Raw genomic sequence first — 16155 nt, 5'->3', positions numbered from 1 at the left:
ACAATCGGGACAAAGATACCCGAGATACTGTCAGCGAGCCGCTGGATCGGTGCTTTTGATCCCTGGGCTTCCTCAACAATCTTGACAATCCCGGCAAGTGCCGTATCTTTCCCTACTTTTTCAGCCTTCATGGTCAGCGTTCCATTTGCATTCACCGTTGCGCCGATTACTTTGTCATCTTTTCCTTTTTCGACAGGGATGGATTCACCAGTAATCATTGATTCGTCAACAGAAGAACGGCCGTTGACAACGATACCATCTACAGGTATTTTTTCTCCAGGTTTGACACGTAACAAATCACCGACAGCAACCTGATCGATCGGTACTTTTCGTTCCTTCCCGTCCTCAATGATTGTCGCCTCTTTGGCCTGCAGTCCCATCAGTTCAGTAATCGCCGCAGTCGTCCGCCTTTTTGCACGTGATTCAAAATATTTACCCAACAGGACAAGCGTAATTAAAATCGCACTCGTTTCAAAATACAGCTCAGGATTGGTGAGTCCGCCGAACTGATAACGGAGTGTCTCGAACGCGCTATAAAAGTAAGCAGCACTCGTACCCAGTGCAACCAGAACATCCATATTGGCACTCTTATTTAATAGAGCCTTTGTACCACTGATATAAAACTGGCCGCCAATGTAGAACTGCACAATACCAGCCAAGATGAGCTGGAACCATGGATTCATCAGCAACTGAGGGATCGGTAGGGCTGTGTTAAAGGGCAAGTGTGCAATCATGGTGTAAAGCAGTGGTAGCGAAAGAACAGTGGACAAGATTAGTTTCTGAAGCTTTCTTCTGAGCTCCTTCTCTTTTGCGTCCGTTGCCTGTTCTTGTTTCGGAACAGCCTCGTATCCAAGTCTTTTGACTTGATTGTAAATTGCATTTGGCTCCGTAATCCCTGGCTGAAAGATTACAGTCCCAGATTCAGTCGCCAGATTAACCTGGACTGATACGACACCAGTCATACGGCTCAATCCTTTTTCAATTCGCGCAGCACATGAGGCACAAGTCATTCCGAGAATATCAGCATCCAATCTCTGCGTCCGTACACCGTAACCCAGCTTTTCAATCTTTTGGACAATGTCCGTGGGTCTTGCCTTTTCCTCATTGATGGTCACCTTCGCTTTTTCCAATGCGAGGTTGACATTCGCTTCGACGCCATCCATCTTATTGAGCGATTTTTCAATCCTTGTAGAGCAAGAAGCACAGGTCATCCCTGTAATTCCAATCTGTATAGCCTTTGAACTCATTCATCTCATCCCCTTATATCCGTTCGTCCAGAAGTCAACGTGAACATCCAGAATAAATTGTTTGTAATTGTTCCGATTAAAGAATTAGGTTGGCAGCTCTTTCCATCTCCTTTCAACGTCATTATACCCACCAGGGGTATATGAATCAAACGATAAAATTGGTATCTGTTCTACTCATTCGTGAGATTCTTTTATCATTAAATGAAAACCACTGCCTATCTTTTCGTCTCATCCATTCTAATGAACAGATGTGTAGATTTTGTTAGGTTATGAAAAATGTCATATCTTTTTTGAGATCATTCGAAAACAAGCACGAGCAGAAAGAGAAATCAGTGAAACATCAGACTTCCTTCTTCCTTCTGTTCTAAGGAATGATACAATCTCTGCCTTTATATTAAAGCATCAACACCTATAAATTTCTTACCCGTAACTGTCCCTAGACACATTGAATTATTTTATGGTGTTTTTGAAATCTTCACAGTTTCTCCACATTTGTCTTCTACACTTGAGTAAACCAAATGAGGAGAGTGCATACATGAAAAAACTTCTATTCGTCGCGGTTGCAGTATTTACATTACTCATCATTTCTGCATGTTCTGCGGCTACAGAAAATAGTAACAAAACGTCCAATAAGCAATCAGCTGCTTCAGAATCACCCAAAATATTAAAGGGTCCGAATGTTACACTTGTCGCCGAAAAAGGTGCACAAAAGCTGAGTAGCGGCGTTACGGTTCCGGTCTGGACATTTAATGGATCGGCACCAGGTCCGGAAATCCGTGTAGAGAAGGGTCAAAAAGTACGTGTCACCTTAAAAAATGAGCTTCCTGCTTCCATTTCCATTCACTGGCACGGTTATCCCGTTCCCAATAAGATGGATGGTATTCCGGGTGTCACACAAGACGCAGTAGCTCCGGGAAAGAGCTTCACTTATGAATTTATTGCAGATAAAGCCGGCACTTATTGGTATCACTCACATCAAGATTCAGTGAATCAGGTGGACCGGGGGTTATATGGTTCCTTCATTGTTGAAGATCCTGCAGAAAAATATGATAAGGATTATACGTTGATGTTGGATGAATGGGTAACGGATAAAGGTCAGATCAATAGTCAAATAAAAACAATGACTCCAGGGTCACAAAGTAAAAAAAACAGCAAAGGCTCCGGAATGGGTAGCATGCCTGGCATGGATATGAGTGGTTCAGATAATGGCAGCTCAAGTGACGGAAATATAGATATGGGCAACATGAATATGTCCGGAAATATGATGAAAGATAATATGAGCATGTATGACTTGTATACCATCAATGGAAAAAGCGGAAATTTAGTAAAACCGTTGGCCGTGACAAAAGGAGATAAGGTCCGACTGCGCTTCATTAATGCCGGCTACCTCCCACACAATATTCATATCCATGGTCACAGTATCAAGATCATCGCAACCGACGGGCAACCTGTGAATAATCCTCAAGCAATTAAGAACAAGGTTATTTCCATCGCACCCGGAGAACGGTATGATGTTTCCTTTGTCGCTGACAATCCGGGAAAATGGTATGTCGAGGATCATGGCACAGCAAAGGGTACAGACGGAATGAAGGCATTGATTGACTATGAAGGCAGCAAGACTATAACTGACCAACCAAATGCAAACACACAATTACCGGCAATTAATCTTGCGAACTATGGGACGAACGCAAATCCTGAGTTCACCTTAAATCAAAAATACGACGTCGCCTATACGATGAATCTCAATGCGGGTATGAACGAGAACGGGATGGTTTATACGATCAACGGAAAAACGTTCCCGAAGACGGAACCGATAAAAGTAAAATCAGGTGACCGTGTTAAAATTAAGCTAGTTAACCGCGACATGATGAATAATCATCCAATGCATTTGCATGGCCAATTCTTCCAATTGTTAAGTAAAGATGGCAAACCTGTAACAGGTTCACCCATCTACAAAGATACGTTGAATGTCAAACCAGGCGAAACTTATGAAGTTGCATTCCTGGCTGACAATCCAGGTCATTGGATGTTCCATTGTCATGATCTTCATCATGCAAACGCAGGTATGGTAACTGAAGTGACCTATACAGATTTTCACCCAAGTTATGCGCCTGGATCTTCAAGCAGCAATAAACCAGAATAAAATTTTTAGAAGCCTAAAAATCATGTTAAAATAGGATTAAGGATGGTGATTGATCATGATGGGGTGGAATGGCGGCATGATGAATGGTTACGTTATCGGTATGGGATTTATCGGATGGCTTGTTCAATTAGCTCTGTTCATCGCTGTAATCTATTTGGCGTTTGTCCTGATCAAAAGAGTGAATAACAAATCAGAAGACACTAATCGCTATGAATTAATTTTGAAAGAACGATTTGCTCGAGGTGACATCACAGAAGAAGAATACAACAAGATGAAAAAGGTCTTGCACGACTGATTCTCAGTATCTTTTTTGTTCATGCGGCTTATTGAATCCGACCAAACGATCCAATATGCCGCAAATCAGCATTAGCTTTTGTTCAAATAAATAAAGAAGCTGTATCTGTGTCGAAAAATTGACTCATGAGACAGCTTCTTTCTTATGAATGACGCGTACTTCTTGACGCACGCAATACAGATGTTTTTTTAATTATCCTCTATCATTTTCCATGCTGTGGATCTTTAATTGAGTCTTCAAACATGGCGATATATTTATCAGGCCGCCAATCCGTTCCCTCAACAGATGGATTATCTTTGAACAAAAATCGCGTAGCCAGGGAAAGATCAATGGTTGCTGTAAAAATCTCGGATTCATCAGCCACTTCATCTGTAAATTTATGGCCTGCAAAATAGTAAGGTTCCCATGTCTTTCTGCTTGGGCCGATGATGCTGCTGCCGCCCCAGAATTCATTATAAAGATCAACCCCGCCTAAATTCGACGATGCGATATAAATCCCTTCACGAATGACGCCCGCCTCCAGCGTGGTCGTACCCAAACCTTTTCCATGGCATTTAGCAAGCGCGGTACTATTTATATAAAGACGGCAGCCCTTAGATGCGTAGTAGCGCATCAGTTCCGGGAAACAGTAGGTGTCATAGCAAATAGCACATCCGATTGGGCCCCATGGAGTTTCTAATATGAACGGTTTATCTCCGCGTTTTGCCCAATTAGGTTCAGGAGCTGGTAAATGCATCTTGCGATAAGAGCCGACTAATCCTTCGGGAGAGAAAATAGCCAAGGAGTTATAGAGAGTTGACGGGTTTGAGGCGTCTCTTTCCGGCATGCCGAACACTGCATAGATACCATATTGCTGGGTTAATTTTTCAATCTCGTCCGTCGCCTCACCCGGAATCGTTTCTGACAGCTTGAATTGCATTTTTTCTTCAAGCGGCTTTTCTGCCTCATCATCATAACCCGTTAAGGCCATTTCCGGAAAAACAATAAAATCACTACCCCTTTTGGCAGCACTCTCGATGTAGCCCTTGATGCGGTTTAGGTTCTTTTCTTTGTCCCCCCACACAGCGTTAAAGGTAACAACAGACAAATTCATGACATCCTTGACCACACAATCTCTTCCCTTCAGATTAAATTTAGTTGTTTCGGTTTTAAATACGTGTTTATACTATCACTGAATTCATAAATGTCAAATTATTTTACAAAATTGCGTCATATTACCTAACTTCAGGATTAATGAATGGCGCTTTCATCCTAAATGAAGCGGATTGAAAATGCTCAGGATAAGCGGAAGGGTCGCCCCCAACACCCTTGTTCCATCGCTATGTGTCTCTCTGGGCAAATAATAATCCCTTTAAATTGATTAATTTCCGTCAATCAATTCAAAGGGAAAAAATGTATTTTTTTCAACTCATTAAAGCAAGTTCAACTTGCCCTTTTTCAATACAAGTCTGACACCGCCAAGCATGAGCAGATAACGGTCATCAATGACTTTCTTCATGGCAGCTGCTGGTTTGCCGGTAAGCTTGTGATCGAGTACGACACCAATCGCTTGTTTTTCGCCAAGTGAGGCAACAGTACCCTTAGGTTTGTAAACAAAGCCTTCAGTTGCTTCGCCTTTAAGTAAGTGTTTAACATTCTTAGCCAAATTTTCTGCTTCTTGGATGGCAATTTGAGCCGTTGGCGGATATGGCCGTTCAGCATTCGGAGGAAAGACAACGGCAACATCACCAATTGCAAAAATATGATCATCTTCAGGCGAACGAAGATCTTCGGTGACCTGAATCTTGCCACGATTGGTTTCAAAACCCGATTCGGCAGGAATATGGTTGGCCTTTACACCGCCGGTCCAAACAACTGTGCCCGCTTGAATTTCTTCAAGTTCTTCGCTGTCTTTTTTCTGAACTTTAACACCCTCGGAAGTCGCTTCCTTGATAAAGGTACTCAGTTTGAATTCAACATTCTTGCCCTCAAGATACTTTTGTGCGTAGTTTGCAAGCTCGCGATCAAATGGAGGCAGAACAAACGGCATACCCTCAACATCGACAATCCGTACCTTTTTAGGATCAATATCATATTCCTTGCAAAGCGCAGGGATACGGTCAACAAGCTCACCAAGAAATTCAACGCCGCTCAAGCCCGCGCCGCCGACAACAATCGTCAGATCACTGTCTTTGGCATCCGGGTCGCTCGTGTAGCTGGCAAATTTATATTCAATGTGTTCACGAATCTTACGTGCTGTGTTCACACTGCGGATCGCAAACGCATTTTCATCTAATCCTTTAATACCAAATGTGTTCGATTCGAAACCTAGCGCGATAACAAGATAATCATAATCGATTTCACCATTTTTAAGGAGTACTTTGTGGTTTGCGCGATCAATTGACTGTACCGAATCTTGTACAAAATTTACGCGTTTCGTGTTAACCACGTTCTTAATCAACATTCTCGTCCGGTCATGATGAATCGTTCCCGCCGCAGCTTCATGCAGCCAGGTTGTTTGATAATGATAATTATGTTTGTTAACGAGCGTAATATCCGCATCTTCAGCACTTAGTTCTTTTGTGAGGCGTACGGTTGCCATCATGCCACCGTATCCGGCACCTAAGATCACAATTTTCGGCTTACTCATAGTAGTTCACAGCCACCTTTTTCTTTTTATAAATAATAGATGAAGAAAGTAACGCAATGTTTGTTTGCCGACAGACTACACAGTTCCGTTTCCGCATGATGTACGGTTTCGAATCTGCACAAACAAACTTTCAGGGATTAATTCATTTTCCCTATTAATAATATGTCTTTTTTGTTAACATTTCAAGAACAATTTGTGTCAAATGAACTTTGTAAAAACAAATGGGAAAAAAATAATCTTAGGACATAACAAAGGCACCTGAATGATCAGATGCCGCTCGCTTGCTTATCACCAAGTGACAACTTCTATGAATAATTAATTCGAGGTCCGAGTTCAGGAACTATGCCCCAAGACGTAATTGAGTTCATCTACTGTCAGAAAAGGATCTTCAGATGAACTAAATTGTCCTTCTTTTTGAATCGTGAGCCATCTTTCTAGGAGTTGATTATATCGAGGCAATGTAGGAAAATGTGCATTCAGATCCTCTAATTTCTTATTTTTAATCAGATCTTTTACTTCATTAAATCGATCATATTTATTAATCAAACATTTGGCAAAAGCGTAATGCGACGCTTCGTTACTACCATCGAACCCACTAAAGACAACTTCACTTTCATCAATTTTATTCTTATCATCTTCAGACAACTGTTGATAGCTCGCATTTAGATTTCTAAACATACTTAGGACATGAACTACTTTTGTTTCAACATCCTCATCTATGTTATCGTTTACATAGCTAAAATAATCATTATAAATATAAGGATATCCATTGATTAATGCATCAATGATGCCATCAAACTCAGCCGTTGAATGGGTATCCAATTTTCTTAAAATAATATATTGATTGGCTAAAATGAGGCGTTCTGTTTTTGACAGCTTTATTCGTTCCATAGTTTAACATCTCCATTCTTTCAGGATATAACTAATCATTCAACAAAACATGAGATAATCCTGCTTCAAACTAAATGCTCTGTTAAAAGATTATGTTGCTGGTCACTATCGTTTAACATCACCATACAAAAAGAAAAAGCCCCCTTTAGTGAGATCAGTCAACTAAACAGGCGCTTAAAAAGACAACCACGAGTTTTCACATTACCTAGTGAACTAAATGAATTGGCCTTGTTAAACCATTCCAATTATTTTGTCATGAACACCGTCGATTTTTACGTGTCCTATATCGAATCAACAATCACATTGTTTCGCAGGTTGTCCTTCATTGCCTGCGGTCTTGAACGAATGGCCACAACCGCAAGATGAGATCGCGTTCGGGTTGTCAATCGTGAATCCGCCGCCATCTAAATTTTGTTTAAAATCAATGGTCACTCCGTCAAGCATTGGCGCGCTGTTCTGGTCGACAACCACTTTAAAGCCTTGACCTTCAAACGCTTGATCGCCATCAATCATCTTATCATCAAATCCCATACCGTATGTCAGTCCGGAGCACCCGCCACCACCGACACCAACACGGAGGAATAGATTTTCTCCAGGTTCGCTTTCAATCATTTCCTTGACACGAAAGCTAGCCGCATCGGTCAACGTAATATTCATTTCATTCAGCTCCTTTTATGATTTAGTATCATTATATCCTGTTGTGACCTCAATCACAATCAAACACCTTTTCATCTTTGAAAGTAAACACCGTCACAAATTGTTTTCGCTTCTCCGGTCATCAGCACATGATTGCTTTCCGACTGCCACTCAATTGTTAAATCGCCGCCTTCAAGATGTACTGTTACCGGCACATCCTTTGCGACGCGTTTTTCAAGTATCGATGCAACAACAGAAGCACAAGCACCGGTTCCGCATGCCTGAGTGATCCCTGATCCACGTTCCCACACGCGATAATTCACTTCATGATCCGATAATTTTTCGACAAAGCCCACATTCACCCCATTTGGAAACAGCGGATATGTATCGGCGAGTAGCGCGCCTAATTTGTGGATCGGCGCTTCAGCAATAGCGTCAACAAAAAACAGTGCATGCGGATTTCCCATGGATACGGCTGTAAATGCATAATCCTCACCATCAACGGTCAACTGTTCGCGAATGACCGGCTGTCCGCCTAAAGGTCCTGCGACGGGGATCTGTGCGCGTTCAAGAATCGGTTCACCCATATCAACCGTAACCTCCTCAACGCTCCCTTCTCGAAGGTGTACCGTTGCCTGCTTATTGCCGGATAATGTTTCAATCGCAAACTGCCGCGAATCAACAAGTTGATGCTCATAGGCATATTTCGCCACACAGCGAAGTCCATTTCCGCAGTTCATCGCTTCCGAACCGTCTTTATTAAAGATTCGCATGCGCACATCAGCCTTTTTTGAAGGCAGGATGAGGATTAGACCATCCGATCCAATTCCTTTATATGGATCGGACACCTGATGTGATAATGCGGGAAAAGATTCAATGGATGACAAATCCCGTGTGATTCCATCCAGATAGATATAACAATTTCCAAGTCCATGCATTTTCGTAAATGAAATTTTCTGTTCCAAAGTAATCGCTCCAGTTCCGCGCGTGCCGCTCAATTAGTTAGTCACATGTTAACGCAACGCTTGAGTTGCCCAGATGTAATCTTGATCCATATTTTCGATCACGATTTTCTCATGGCAGCAGGGCATCACAAGATGTGCTTTAATCCCTTCAAAAGCGCCTTCAACCGCTTCTTTTTTTATCGAAAGCAATACAGGTGATTCGTGGCAGAATGGACATTCTTCAAAATAAAGATCATTTGCCACCCGTTCATATGGCCAGCTGTGATGAAAATCAAGCATAAGCAACCTCTCCCATATATTAGATATAACCTTCAGTAAACATCGATTTGGGTTTACTCACGTAGATCGTTTTCGTTTAACGATCTTCCTCTAGAAGCCGCATCCCTTTGCTGATACAAAATTGGGCAATGGGTTTGAGCGAAATGAAACCTTCCCCAAGTATTTGATCGCCCGACACGACCAACGGATAAAAATAGTCGTTGGCTAATAGTTTATCGCAATACTGTCGGTCTTTTTCTGTTTCCGGTTTATAAATATCAATGTAACGAATCGCAATCGTTCCGTCAAACTTCCGCGCCAGCGCAGCTTGCAGCCATTCCGCAGTTGCTTTCGCCGGTGGTGCCTGTACGCAGCTCGCGCAGACGGCTTCCGCTCCGTAAACAGTAAGTTCCAATCTGTTCACCTCAAAAATCATTGAATTTATTAACTAATATAGCAAATTCACGCGTCGGCGTCACTGATTTACTGTTGCGTGATTATTTTTTTTGCGTGAAGCATCCTTGATTTTATCAAACATATAAATAGATTTTCGGCTATAAAAAAGATATAATGTACCTAAATGCGACAGTGAAGGAGTGTGTGTATGTATAATCAAGTCGAAGAAGTGCTGGATAAGCTTCGTCCTTATCTGCTGCGCGACGGTGGAGATGTTGAACTGCTTAACGTCGAGGATGGTATCGTACGCGTTCGGCTGCTGGGCGCATGCGGCAATTGTCCGAGCTCGACGCTCACGTTGAAGGCGGGTATTGAACGGGCGCTCGTAGAAAATGTTCCCGGAATCAAAGAACTTGAACAAGTCTTTTAAATAGAACAGGCGAAGCCAAACACCACCCCAAATTAGCGGGTGGTGTTTTTATCATGAGATGCGCGTCAGCCATTCCGGGGCATAGAACCTTCCATTGTAGCGGTTGGCTATATAGGTGAGCAATCGTTCAGTGTCTTCAGCGCTTTCTTCACCTTTGCGTAAAATGAATTCAAGTTCGCGCTGATCAGAGGCGTTCGAATCAAAGAAATAGCGCTCGCAGCACTCGACGAATGCGAGTGGGTAGAGAAGTCGACTATACAATTTACCAATCGCCTGTTCACTCAACGGAAATCGTGATTCATAATCATCCAAAAATTGCTCCGCCGCTTGTTGGGGATCGCTTCCCGAACATCGCCAAGCGAGTACGCGAAGTCCTTCTGCCAAATCTCTTGATCGGTCATCCACCACCCATTCGGCGGGATTTTCAAGAGCCGACCTTTCGTAGTTTGCAAAGCGATAGTGGCTGATGCAAAGTGGTTCCTCGTTCGGAAAATTAATGGATTCATCCACAGTCATCTGGATCGCATTCTCCCCGCAGCCTAAAAAATAGGGGAAGTTATCCAAAAATTCCTGTTCAAAGACTGAATGCTGTCTTTCTGTTCGGCTTATAGCGTATTTTTTCTCCAACGCGTCAAGACGACTCTCGAAGTCACTTGCTCTTGAACGCTCCGGGGTCTCTGGAAATGCTCTTGGATCCACACCTGTTGTCTGCGCATGCAGTTCCGCCAGCATCGCCCCCGCAGAATAGTCTACGCGCTCCTTTGATTCCGGAAATACCATCAAAGCCCAAGATTCACCGTTTACTTCAGTGTCGTATCGCCCCTCATGATTCCGCAACATACGGCAGACGGGTAACCCTCTGTCAGCCGATAAATAATCTGCCCATTGCGCCAATTGTTCCAAGTTTTGATGGTAAAATTGACGGACTGGATGAAAAAAGAGCCTTCGTGATCCATCTATCCCATGCAAATCATAATCTTGAGCTGCCACTGAACGCCAATCAGGCGTATTCATTCCACTCGCCTCCAATCGCATGTCAGCATTCCGCCATTCTCTATTCATTCTATCGATCACTCACTCATTTAATAACCAGACCATCTCTTTGTAAAATAAAAAGAGGCCCGTCATTTAGACGTGGCCGTATTGGTACATAGCATTTTAGAAAATCCATTCACTAAGTGATTTTAGCGAGTAAGTCGGCTGAATTGATTTCGATTTTAACGTCTCTTCCGAAGTAACGCCTGTGTGCACAATAAGTGTGTCGAGACCTCCATTGATCCCTGCCATAATATCCGTGTCGTAATTATCGCCGATCATTAACGTACGCTGCTTTGTCGTTCCCAATTTTTTAAGGGCAAGTTCAATAATTATCGACTCCGGTTTTCCAATGAAAATCGGCTTCACCCCTGTGGATACACTGATAACTGAGGTCAGCGCACCATTACCGGGAACAAGCCCTCGTTCATTAGGGAGCGCTACATCCGGATTTGTTGAAACAAACGTTGCGCCTGAACGGACGGCAAGGCATGCCTTCTCGTATTTCTCGTAGGTAATTTGCCGATCCATGCCAAAGGCGACAAAATCCGGATGTTCTTCCTCATAAACAAGACCCGCTTGCTCCATCGCTTGCTTCAAGCCTTGTTCGCCAATATACAAAACCTTTGCGTTAGGCTTGCGCGATTTGATATAGCTCGCCGTAGCAATGCTTGTCGTCAGAACATCATCCGGCGTACATGGAATACCGAATCCGCTCAATTGATCAGCAACTGCATCTTTTGTTCGTGTTGAATTATTTGTTACGAATAAATAGCGCAACCCTTTTTCTTTTAATGTCTTTACAAAGGTTACCGCTTCAGGTATTTCTTCTTTCCCCCAATAAACCGTTCCATCAAGATCCAACAAAAAAGCATCGTACGTTCCCACCGTTATGTACCTCCATATACGTTCATCTGTGCAAAAAAATTTGCGTTCTCATTCATTAATTATCTGCTTTTGAGCAAACTAATAGTAAGCTTCACTGACTTCCATTGATTTGGAATGATGTGGCATGGAGCTCCATTTGATTTAACTATGGCTTCACTTGCCGTCTATTTTCTTCAAAACAAAATAGGCACAGCCGAAGCTGCAATATTCAATAATGTAATCAACGAGCGTTCCTATTTTCGTATCAAAGGTTGACTTAGGGTTATGGTTCTCATAGAAACCGCGAAGTCTCAGCTGCTCATAACCCCAGTCACCGACTATGTAATCGAACTTGTTCAGAATTTCACTGTAGCGTTTCATAAAAGCTTCCTCGTTCCAGCCATTCCGAACATCTTCAATAACTTCAAACTTATGATGTTCAACAGTAACAATCGAACCAGTCAATGGGATTACCTCCCCTCTAGATTGCACGAGGACACCTGCGTCAGACCTCTGCTTAAAGTTATAAAGTAAGTGTTAGTGGTTCACGTACTTCCCATTATAGCAGATCGCGCAGAGTTCGTGAAAAGGGCTTAAACTAAATCGTTCACATAAATTTTTTGATGAAAGGATCGTTGTTTAGAAATGTCAATACATTCTCGAATCATCCTTTGCTTTTTCATTGTATTCTTCACATCGGCGACTGCAGTATCTGCTGAAGAGTCTGCGAATACATTGGATCACGAACGAAAAACTTTATATTTAAAAACAGCTGCGCTCACCGGCATTCGTTGGAGCATCCTAGCCGGTTGCGACCAATACGAACGCAATATTAATGCCCTCATGCCTGGTCATTCGAAAACAGATCCGTTAATCAGTATTACGTTTTCAAAACGAATTTGGGTCGGGCCTCTGAATCCCGATCTGGATGATCAGAATCCAAAGACCATTGCGCTTTTTGGCGGTATTGGTAAAGATGGTGACGGTGATGGCCGTGCGAGTCTCGATCACGCCGAAGATCGCCTATTCACGTTTGCCGAACAGATCGCTTTGGACGGACCAGATGAAGAAAACACGCGAATAGGCATTTGGCGCTTCTATCAGAGAGGTAAAGCAGTGGACTTGATCGAAGATTTTGCCTGTCTTTTTGACCATGCGAAACCTGCTAAATTAAGGGAACACGCATTTCCGGTTCCATTAAACTACAATTATGATTACGCGTCAACCTGGGGCGCGAAACGCGGCTGGGGAGGCAACCGAATCCATGAGGGCACAGATATTTTCGCAGATTATGGCACCCCGGTCCGATCAACCGCTTATGGTGTTATCGAACTGATTGGCTGGAACAAATACGGGGGCTGGCGAATCGGAATTCGCGACTTACACGGCAACTACCATTATTTTGCTCACCTGAACGGATACGCGCCGGGTCTGCATGGCGGCGCAATCACAAAACCCGGACAAGTGATCGGCTATGTCGGCAGTTCAGGGTACGGACCCAAAGGGACAATGGGGAAATTTCCGCCTCATTTGCATTATGGACTCTATCGAGATAACGGACGGGCAGAATATTCCGTGGATCCTTATCCCGCTTTGCGGATATGGGAGCGCCAGGCAAATCAGAACTAAACAAGACAGATTCATCGGTCGCTCTCTTTTGGCGTTTTAATCGGAACAGCTGTAGAGATGCCCGAACCATTTGAACTGTAATAATAGGGAACACCCGGAGAGATTCCTTTGCCACCAAGCGTTATATGCTGAACGATCGTTTTTGTCTTAATATCAAACGGGACAATCACGTCAACCTTTACTTTGACATCAATATAGACTAAAAAAAGCGGATTATTAATGCCCACATTTTTGGAGCTTACTCTAACGTCGCTTTCCACGTTGCTCACGACGTCCATTTCAACAGGCACACGCGGACCGTAGTTACTGAGCAATGCGTTATTTAAAATTTGTCCCATAGGAATGTCCGCGATCAGAGCATCACCTTCATGATGTTTGCTATAGACCAGATCATCGTCGTGACCGTTCGTCAGAGATATCCGTCCTTTTTCAGCGGCTCTCAAGAACCATAAAATCCGATTCGAGATGATCCCTTTGAGGCGATTCACTTCCGTCGTATTCACTTCAAAACTACTAATTTTTTTCTCATCCGTGTAATGCGTGACAAATAATTTTGATGAATCTATTCTCGGTATCTCATTAGGATCATTTTTCTCGTTCACATTGCTTAACGCATTTTCTCCAATCCCATAATTAAGCGCGTAATTCGCAATTTGTTCGGTCTGAGTCAGCGCAATGCTCATCACTGCAGGTTTCATTTTCTCATTAACGGTCCAAACTGCAAGCGAAGTGCAGAGAATAAAAATAATAAGCGACACAAATAGAGTGTGTTTGATCGACATGTTCTTTCGTCTGTAGCGTCTGCTCGGCTTAAACATGACAACCCTCCTCCACATCATTTATATGACTGTGAAGGAGGGTTAAGTCATTCTTTCTTTGGAAAGGCATTACCTCCAGAACGTTTATCGTCCAGATGGTCTGTTCAAAGGAATCATGCCATCATCTTTAACGCGTCCACGCCGGTCGTACCCACATGGATACCGAGTTTTTCAGCTCCAACGGTAACTTCTGCCAATGGCGCGTGAAGCAAATCATCTAAGGTTCGAACACCAACCGCTTTCCCGGCAAGCACGTTCCGATCCGCCAATTTGTCATTAAGCAGCTGAACATCAAGTGCACCGCACATGATATAGCCGTTTTTCCCCGTAATCACCAGCAGAGTTGTTTTCGGCAAAGAAACACTGATCCCCTGATAGAGAGCACCGTCAATCGTAAAAGGTTGTGCGTCAATCATTTTAAAGCCTCCTTCTTCGTTTATCTTATGGAGAAGTTGGGCGAAAAGTGACTCACATTAGCACTCACTCAATTGGCTTAATCGCCAAGCAAGCAAATCACGTAAGGTTTCGGGTAAGTAAAAACGGTGTTGCGCCTTAACAATCGGAGGAAGAAATGAACCTAAGGTAAACATGTCGATTGTACCCACGCTATATCGTTTAATAGGGTCAATCGGCTGTCCATCAATTCGAACATTCACCACTTCTTCCGCGCTTGTATCATAAGTCAGGTAGCTGAAAACGAGTCGTCCAAGCAGCTTTCCGCGAAACCCGAACCCTTTTAGCTCATAGGTTTGAAATTCTTTTCTCAAACCGATCTGTATCATTTCAATGATTTCCTTTCCCGTCACCTCAACACGGCACGGATTGATCGGATGAGGGCATGTGCGATGCACGGTATATCGGGTAAGCGGTCCTTTATTCAGATCATCCAAAATAACGCCCGCGTTGACGAGACCGATATCCGCGTCGCACCATTGGCGAAGTGCATCGGCCATTAGCTGAGTAAGCTCACAGTTCGCAAACCAGTCTACCGGAAAATTGTGATCGAGCACGGCTACTACATCTTGCATAGCAGCAATGCCGCGTTCAGTCAAATGGTTCACTTCTGCATCCGCGACATGATCGGACGGTTCGCGCAGCGTGATGAGATCCGCCCCTTTATGAATGATCCGGCCACTTTGCTCATCGTATTCAACGACAACATGGCCAGCATAGCGGAGATATTTTCCGCCCTGAGCAATCAGAGTGTCTGAGACCAGTTCTCCCTGTTCCAACACATGATGCGTGTGTGCGCCGATGATCACATCAATGCCTGCGACCTCGCGCGCGACCCGTTCATCAAACGGCAATCCGACATGCGACATGAGAACCAATACATCAACCTGTCCACGGAGCTGTTGCATTATTTTTTTTAATTCAGTATAAGGATCTTTGATTTCCCAGCCTAACTGATTGTAAAAATGAGGAAAAGAGGCGGTAAGCCCAATGAGTCCAACCTTCACGCCGTGCATCTCCTGTATCGCATAAGGAGAACACCAATCCGGACGCAATCCAGTTTGCTGATCATACAGGTTAGCGAGCACAACCTTAAATCGCCGTGTAAGATATGCCGCGCCGAGTTGCTCTTTTGTAAACGTAATGCCTTCATTGTTGCCAATGGTCACATAATCATAATCCGCGTCGTTTAGCAATTGCACATTACCCGTACCGAGCAAGCCCTCAGTAAGCGGGTTGAAGCGATCCATATGATCACCCAGATCAAGGGTTAGGAACGGTTCTCCTAGTTCAGTCAGTCGCTTTCGTTCCTGGTTCAGATAGCTTACAAGGCAGCCCCATGAGTCAAAATGGCTGTGGATATCATTTGTATGTAAAAAATGGAGTGGTATCAAACAAAAGCCTCCTAGTCGTAAACAAAGGATCAATCATAAAAACATATACTGTTCAGACTGAACATATCT

18 protein-coding genes are annotated in these 16155 nt (G+C 43.4%); 4 read left to right on the top strand and 14 right to left on the bottom strand.

Going from position 1 to position 16155, the window contains the following annotated elements:
• A partial coding sequence (locus BM003_RS15970; RefSeq protein WP_143128487.1) for a heavy metal translocating P-type ATPase occupies positions 1-1247 on the bottom strand: 1247 nt, incomplete at its 3' end.
• Between the two features lie 535 nt (positions 1248-1782).
• On the opposite strand from BM003_RS15970, the gene BM003_RS15965 reads away from it, so the two are divergent.
• Positions 1783-3390: a multicopper oxidase family protein gene (locus BM003_RS15965; RefSeq protein ID WP_093674648.1), complete on the top strand. Its 1608-nt coding sequence runs from the start codon at positions 1783-1785 to the stop codon at positions 3388-3390.
• A gap of 55 nt (positions 3391-3445) precedes the next feature.
• Positions 3446-3685 (top strand): SHOCT domain-containing protein, encoded by a 240-nt coding sequence (locus tag BM003_RS18145; RefSeq protein ID WP_093674647.1) that lies wholly within the window; start codon positions 3446-3448, stop codon positions 3683-3685.
• Between the two features lie 202 nt (positions 3686-3887).
• Here BM003_RS18145 and BM003_RS15955 read toward each other — a convergent pair whose 3' ends face one another.
• From BM003_RS15955 to BM003_RS15925, 7 genes are all read right to left on the bottom strand, one after another.
• Complete coding sequence (locus BM003_RS15955; protein ID WP_093674646.1) at positions 3888-4793, bottom strand: carbon-nitrogen hydrolase family protein; 906 nt, start codon at positions 4791-4793, stop codon at positions 3888-3890.
• 303 nt (positions 4794-5096) lie between these two features.
• Entirely contained in the window at positions 5097-6314 is a 1218-nt protein-coding gene (locus tag BM003_RS15950; RefSeq protein WP_093674645.1) for an NAD(P)/FAD-dependent oxidoreductase, read from the bottom strand.
• 333 nt (positions 6315-6647) lie between these two features.
• Positions 6648-7205, bottom strand: coding sequence for a YfbU family protein (locus BM003_RS15945; RefSeq protein ID WP_093674644.1), 558 nt, complete (start codon positions 7203-7205; stop codon positions 6648-6650).
• Positions 7206-7496: 291 nt separating this feature from the next.
• Positions 7497-7862: a HesB/IscA family protein gene (locus BM003_RS15940; protein WP_093674643.1), complete on the bottom strand. Its 366-nt coding sequence runs from the start codon at positions 7860-7862 to the stop codon at positions 7497-7499.
• Between the two features lie 71 nt (positions 7863-7933).
• On the bottom strand, positions 7934-8806 hold the full coding sequence (dapF, locus tag BM003_RS15935) for a diaminopimelate epimerase (protein WP_093674652.1): 873 nt from the start codon (positions 8804-8806) through the stop codon (positions 7934-7936).
• 48 nt (positions 8807-8854) lie between these two features.
• Positions 8855-9085 carry a hypothetical protein gene (locus tag BM003_RS15930; protein WP_093674642.1) on the bottom strand — a complete coding sequence of 77 codons (231 nt, stop codon included), beginning with the start codon at positions 9083-9085 and terminating at the stop codon, positions 8855-8857.
• A 76-nt stretch (positions 9086-9161) separates the two neighbouring features.
• Positions 9162-9479, bottom strand: coding sequence for a DUF1462 family protein (locus BM003_RS15925; RefSeq protein ID WP_093674641.1), 318 nt, complete (start codon positions 9477-9479; stop codon positions 9162-9164).
• A 189-nt stretch (positions 9480-9668) separates the two neighbouring features.
• On the opposite strand from BM003_RS15925, the gene BM003_RS15920 reads away from it, so the two are divergent.
• Positions 9669-9890 (top strand): NifU family protein, encoded by a 222-nt coding sequence (locus BM003_RS15920; protein ID WP_093674640.1) that lies wholly within the window; start codon positions 9669-9671, stop codon positions 9888-9890.
• Positions 9891-9941: 51 nt separating this feature from the next.
• On the opposite strand, the gene BM003_RS15915 is transcribed toward BM003_RS15920, so the two are convergent.
• The 3 genes from BM003_RS15915 to BM003_RS15905 form a co-directional block, all read right to left on the bottom strand.
• The gene (locus tag BM003_RS15915; RefSeq protein ID WP_093674639.1) at positions 9942-10904 is read right to left on the bottom strand and encodes a protein kinase family protein; all 963 of its coding nucleotides are present in this window, start codon (positions 10902-10904) and stop codon (positions 9942-9944) included.
• A gap of 144 nt (positions 10905-11048) precedes the next feature.
• Positions 11049-11813 carry a TIGR01457 family HAD-type hydrolase gene (locus BM003_RS15910; RefSeq protein ID WP_093674638.1) on the bottom strand — a complete coding sequence of 255 codons (765 nt, stop codon included), beginning with the start codon at positions 11811-11813 and terminating at the stop codon, positions 11049-11051.
• A gap of 153 nt (positions 11814-11966) precedes the next feature.
• Positions 11967-12257, bottom strand: coding sequence for a YutD family protein (locus tag BM003_RS15905; protein WP_245734325.1), 291 nt, complete (start codon positions 12255-12257; stop codon positions 11967-11969).
• A 180-nt stretch (positions 12258-12437) separates the two neighbouring features.
• Between BM003_RS15905 and BM003_RS15900 the strand changes: the two genes are divergently transcribed.
• A complete protein-coding gene (locus BM003_RS15900) occupies positions 12438-13421 on the top strand; it encodes a M23 family metallopeptidase (protein WP_093674637.1) in 984 nt (327 codons plus the stop codon).
• Positions 13422-13432: 11 nt separating this feature from the next.
• Here the strand turns inward: BM003_RS15900 and yunB are convergent, their stop codons facing one another.
• From yunB to BM003_RS15885, 3 genes are all read right to left on the bottom strand, one after another.
• On the bottom strand, positions 13433-14239 hold the full coding sequence (gene yunB / locus BM003_RS15895) for a sporulation protein YunB (RefSeq protein ID WP_093674636.1): 807 nt from the start codon (positions 14237-14239) through the stop codon (positions 13433-13435).
• A 113-nt stretch (positions 14240-14352) separates the two neighbouring features.
• Entirely contained in the window at positions 14353-14655 is a 303-nt protein-coding gene (locus BM003_RS15890; RefSeq protein WP_093674635.1) for a YunC family protein, read from the bottom strand.
• A 57-nt stretch (positions 14656-14712) separates the two neighbouring features.
• Entirely contained in the window at positions 14713-16086 is a 1374-nt protein-coding gene (locus BM003_RS15885) for a bifunctional metallophosphatase/5'-nucleotidase (RefSeq protein WP_093674634.1), read from the bottom strand.
• Positions 16087-16155: the final 69 nt, after the last annotated feature.

This window comes from Sporolactobacillus nakayamae (assembly GCF_900113325.1).
Classification (GTDB): Bacteria; Bacillota; Bacilli; order Bacillales; family Sporolactobacillaceae; genus Sporolactobacillus; species Sporolactobacillus nakayamae.
Note: the sequence above shows the minus strand (reverse complement) of the source record. Positions and strands in the feature narration are given on the sequence as shown.

Bases quoted from the DNA above. Each gene is read 5' to 3' on its own strand.
- BM003_RS15965 (WP_093674648.1), top strand. From the start codon at position 1,783: ATGAAAAAACTTCTATTCGTCGCGGTTGCAGTATTTACATTACTCATC.
- BM003_RS18145 (WP_093674647.1), top strand. From the start codon at position 3,446: ATGATGGGGTGGAATGGCGGCATGATGAATGGTTACGTTATCGGTATG.
- BM003_RS15950 (WP_093674645.1), bottom strand. From the start codon at position 6,314: ATGAGTAAGCCGAAAATTGTGATCTTAGGTGCCGGATACGGTGGCATG.
- BM003_RS15945 (WP_093674644.1), bottom strand. From the start codon at position 7,205: ATGGAACGAATAAAGCTGTCAAAAACAGAACGCCTCATTTTAGCCAAT.
- BM003_RS15940 (WP_093674643.1), bottom strand. From the start codon at position 7,862: ATGAATATTACGTTGACCGATGCGGCTAGCTTTCGTGTCAAGGAAATG.
- BM003_RS15930 (WP_093674642.1), bottom strand. From the start codon at position 9,085: ATGCTTGATTTTCATCACAGCTGGCCATATGAACGGGTGGCAAATGAT.
- BM003_RS15920 (WP_093674640.1), top strand. From the start codon at position 9,669: ATGTATAATCAAGTCGAAGAAGTGCTGGATAAGCTTCGTCCTTATCTG.
- BM003_RS15915 (WP_093674639.1), bottom strand. From the start codon at position 10,904: ATGAATACGCCTGATTGGCGTTCAGTGGCAGCTCAAGATTATGATTTG.
- BM003_RS15900 (WP_093674637.1), top strand. From the start codon at position 12,438: ATGTCAATACATTCTCGAATCATCCTTTGCTTTTTCATTGTATTCTTC.
- yunB (WP_093674636.1), bottom strand. From the start codon at position 14,239: ATGTTTAAGCCGAGCAGACGCTACAGACGAAAGAACATGTCGATCAAA.
- BM003_RS15890 (WP_093674635.1), bottom strand. From the start codon at position 14,655: ATGATTGACGCACAACCTTTTACGATTGACGGTGCTCTCTATCAGGGG.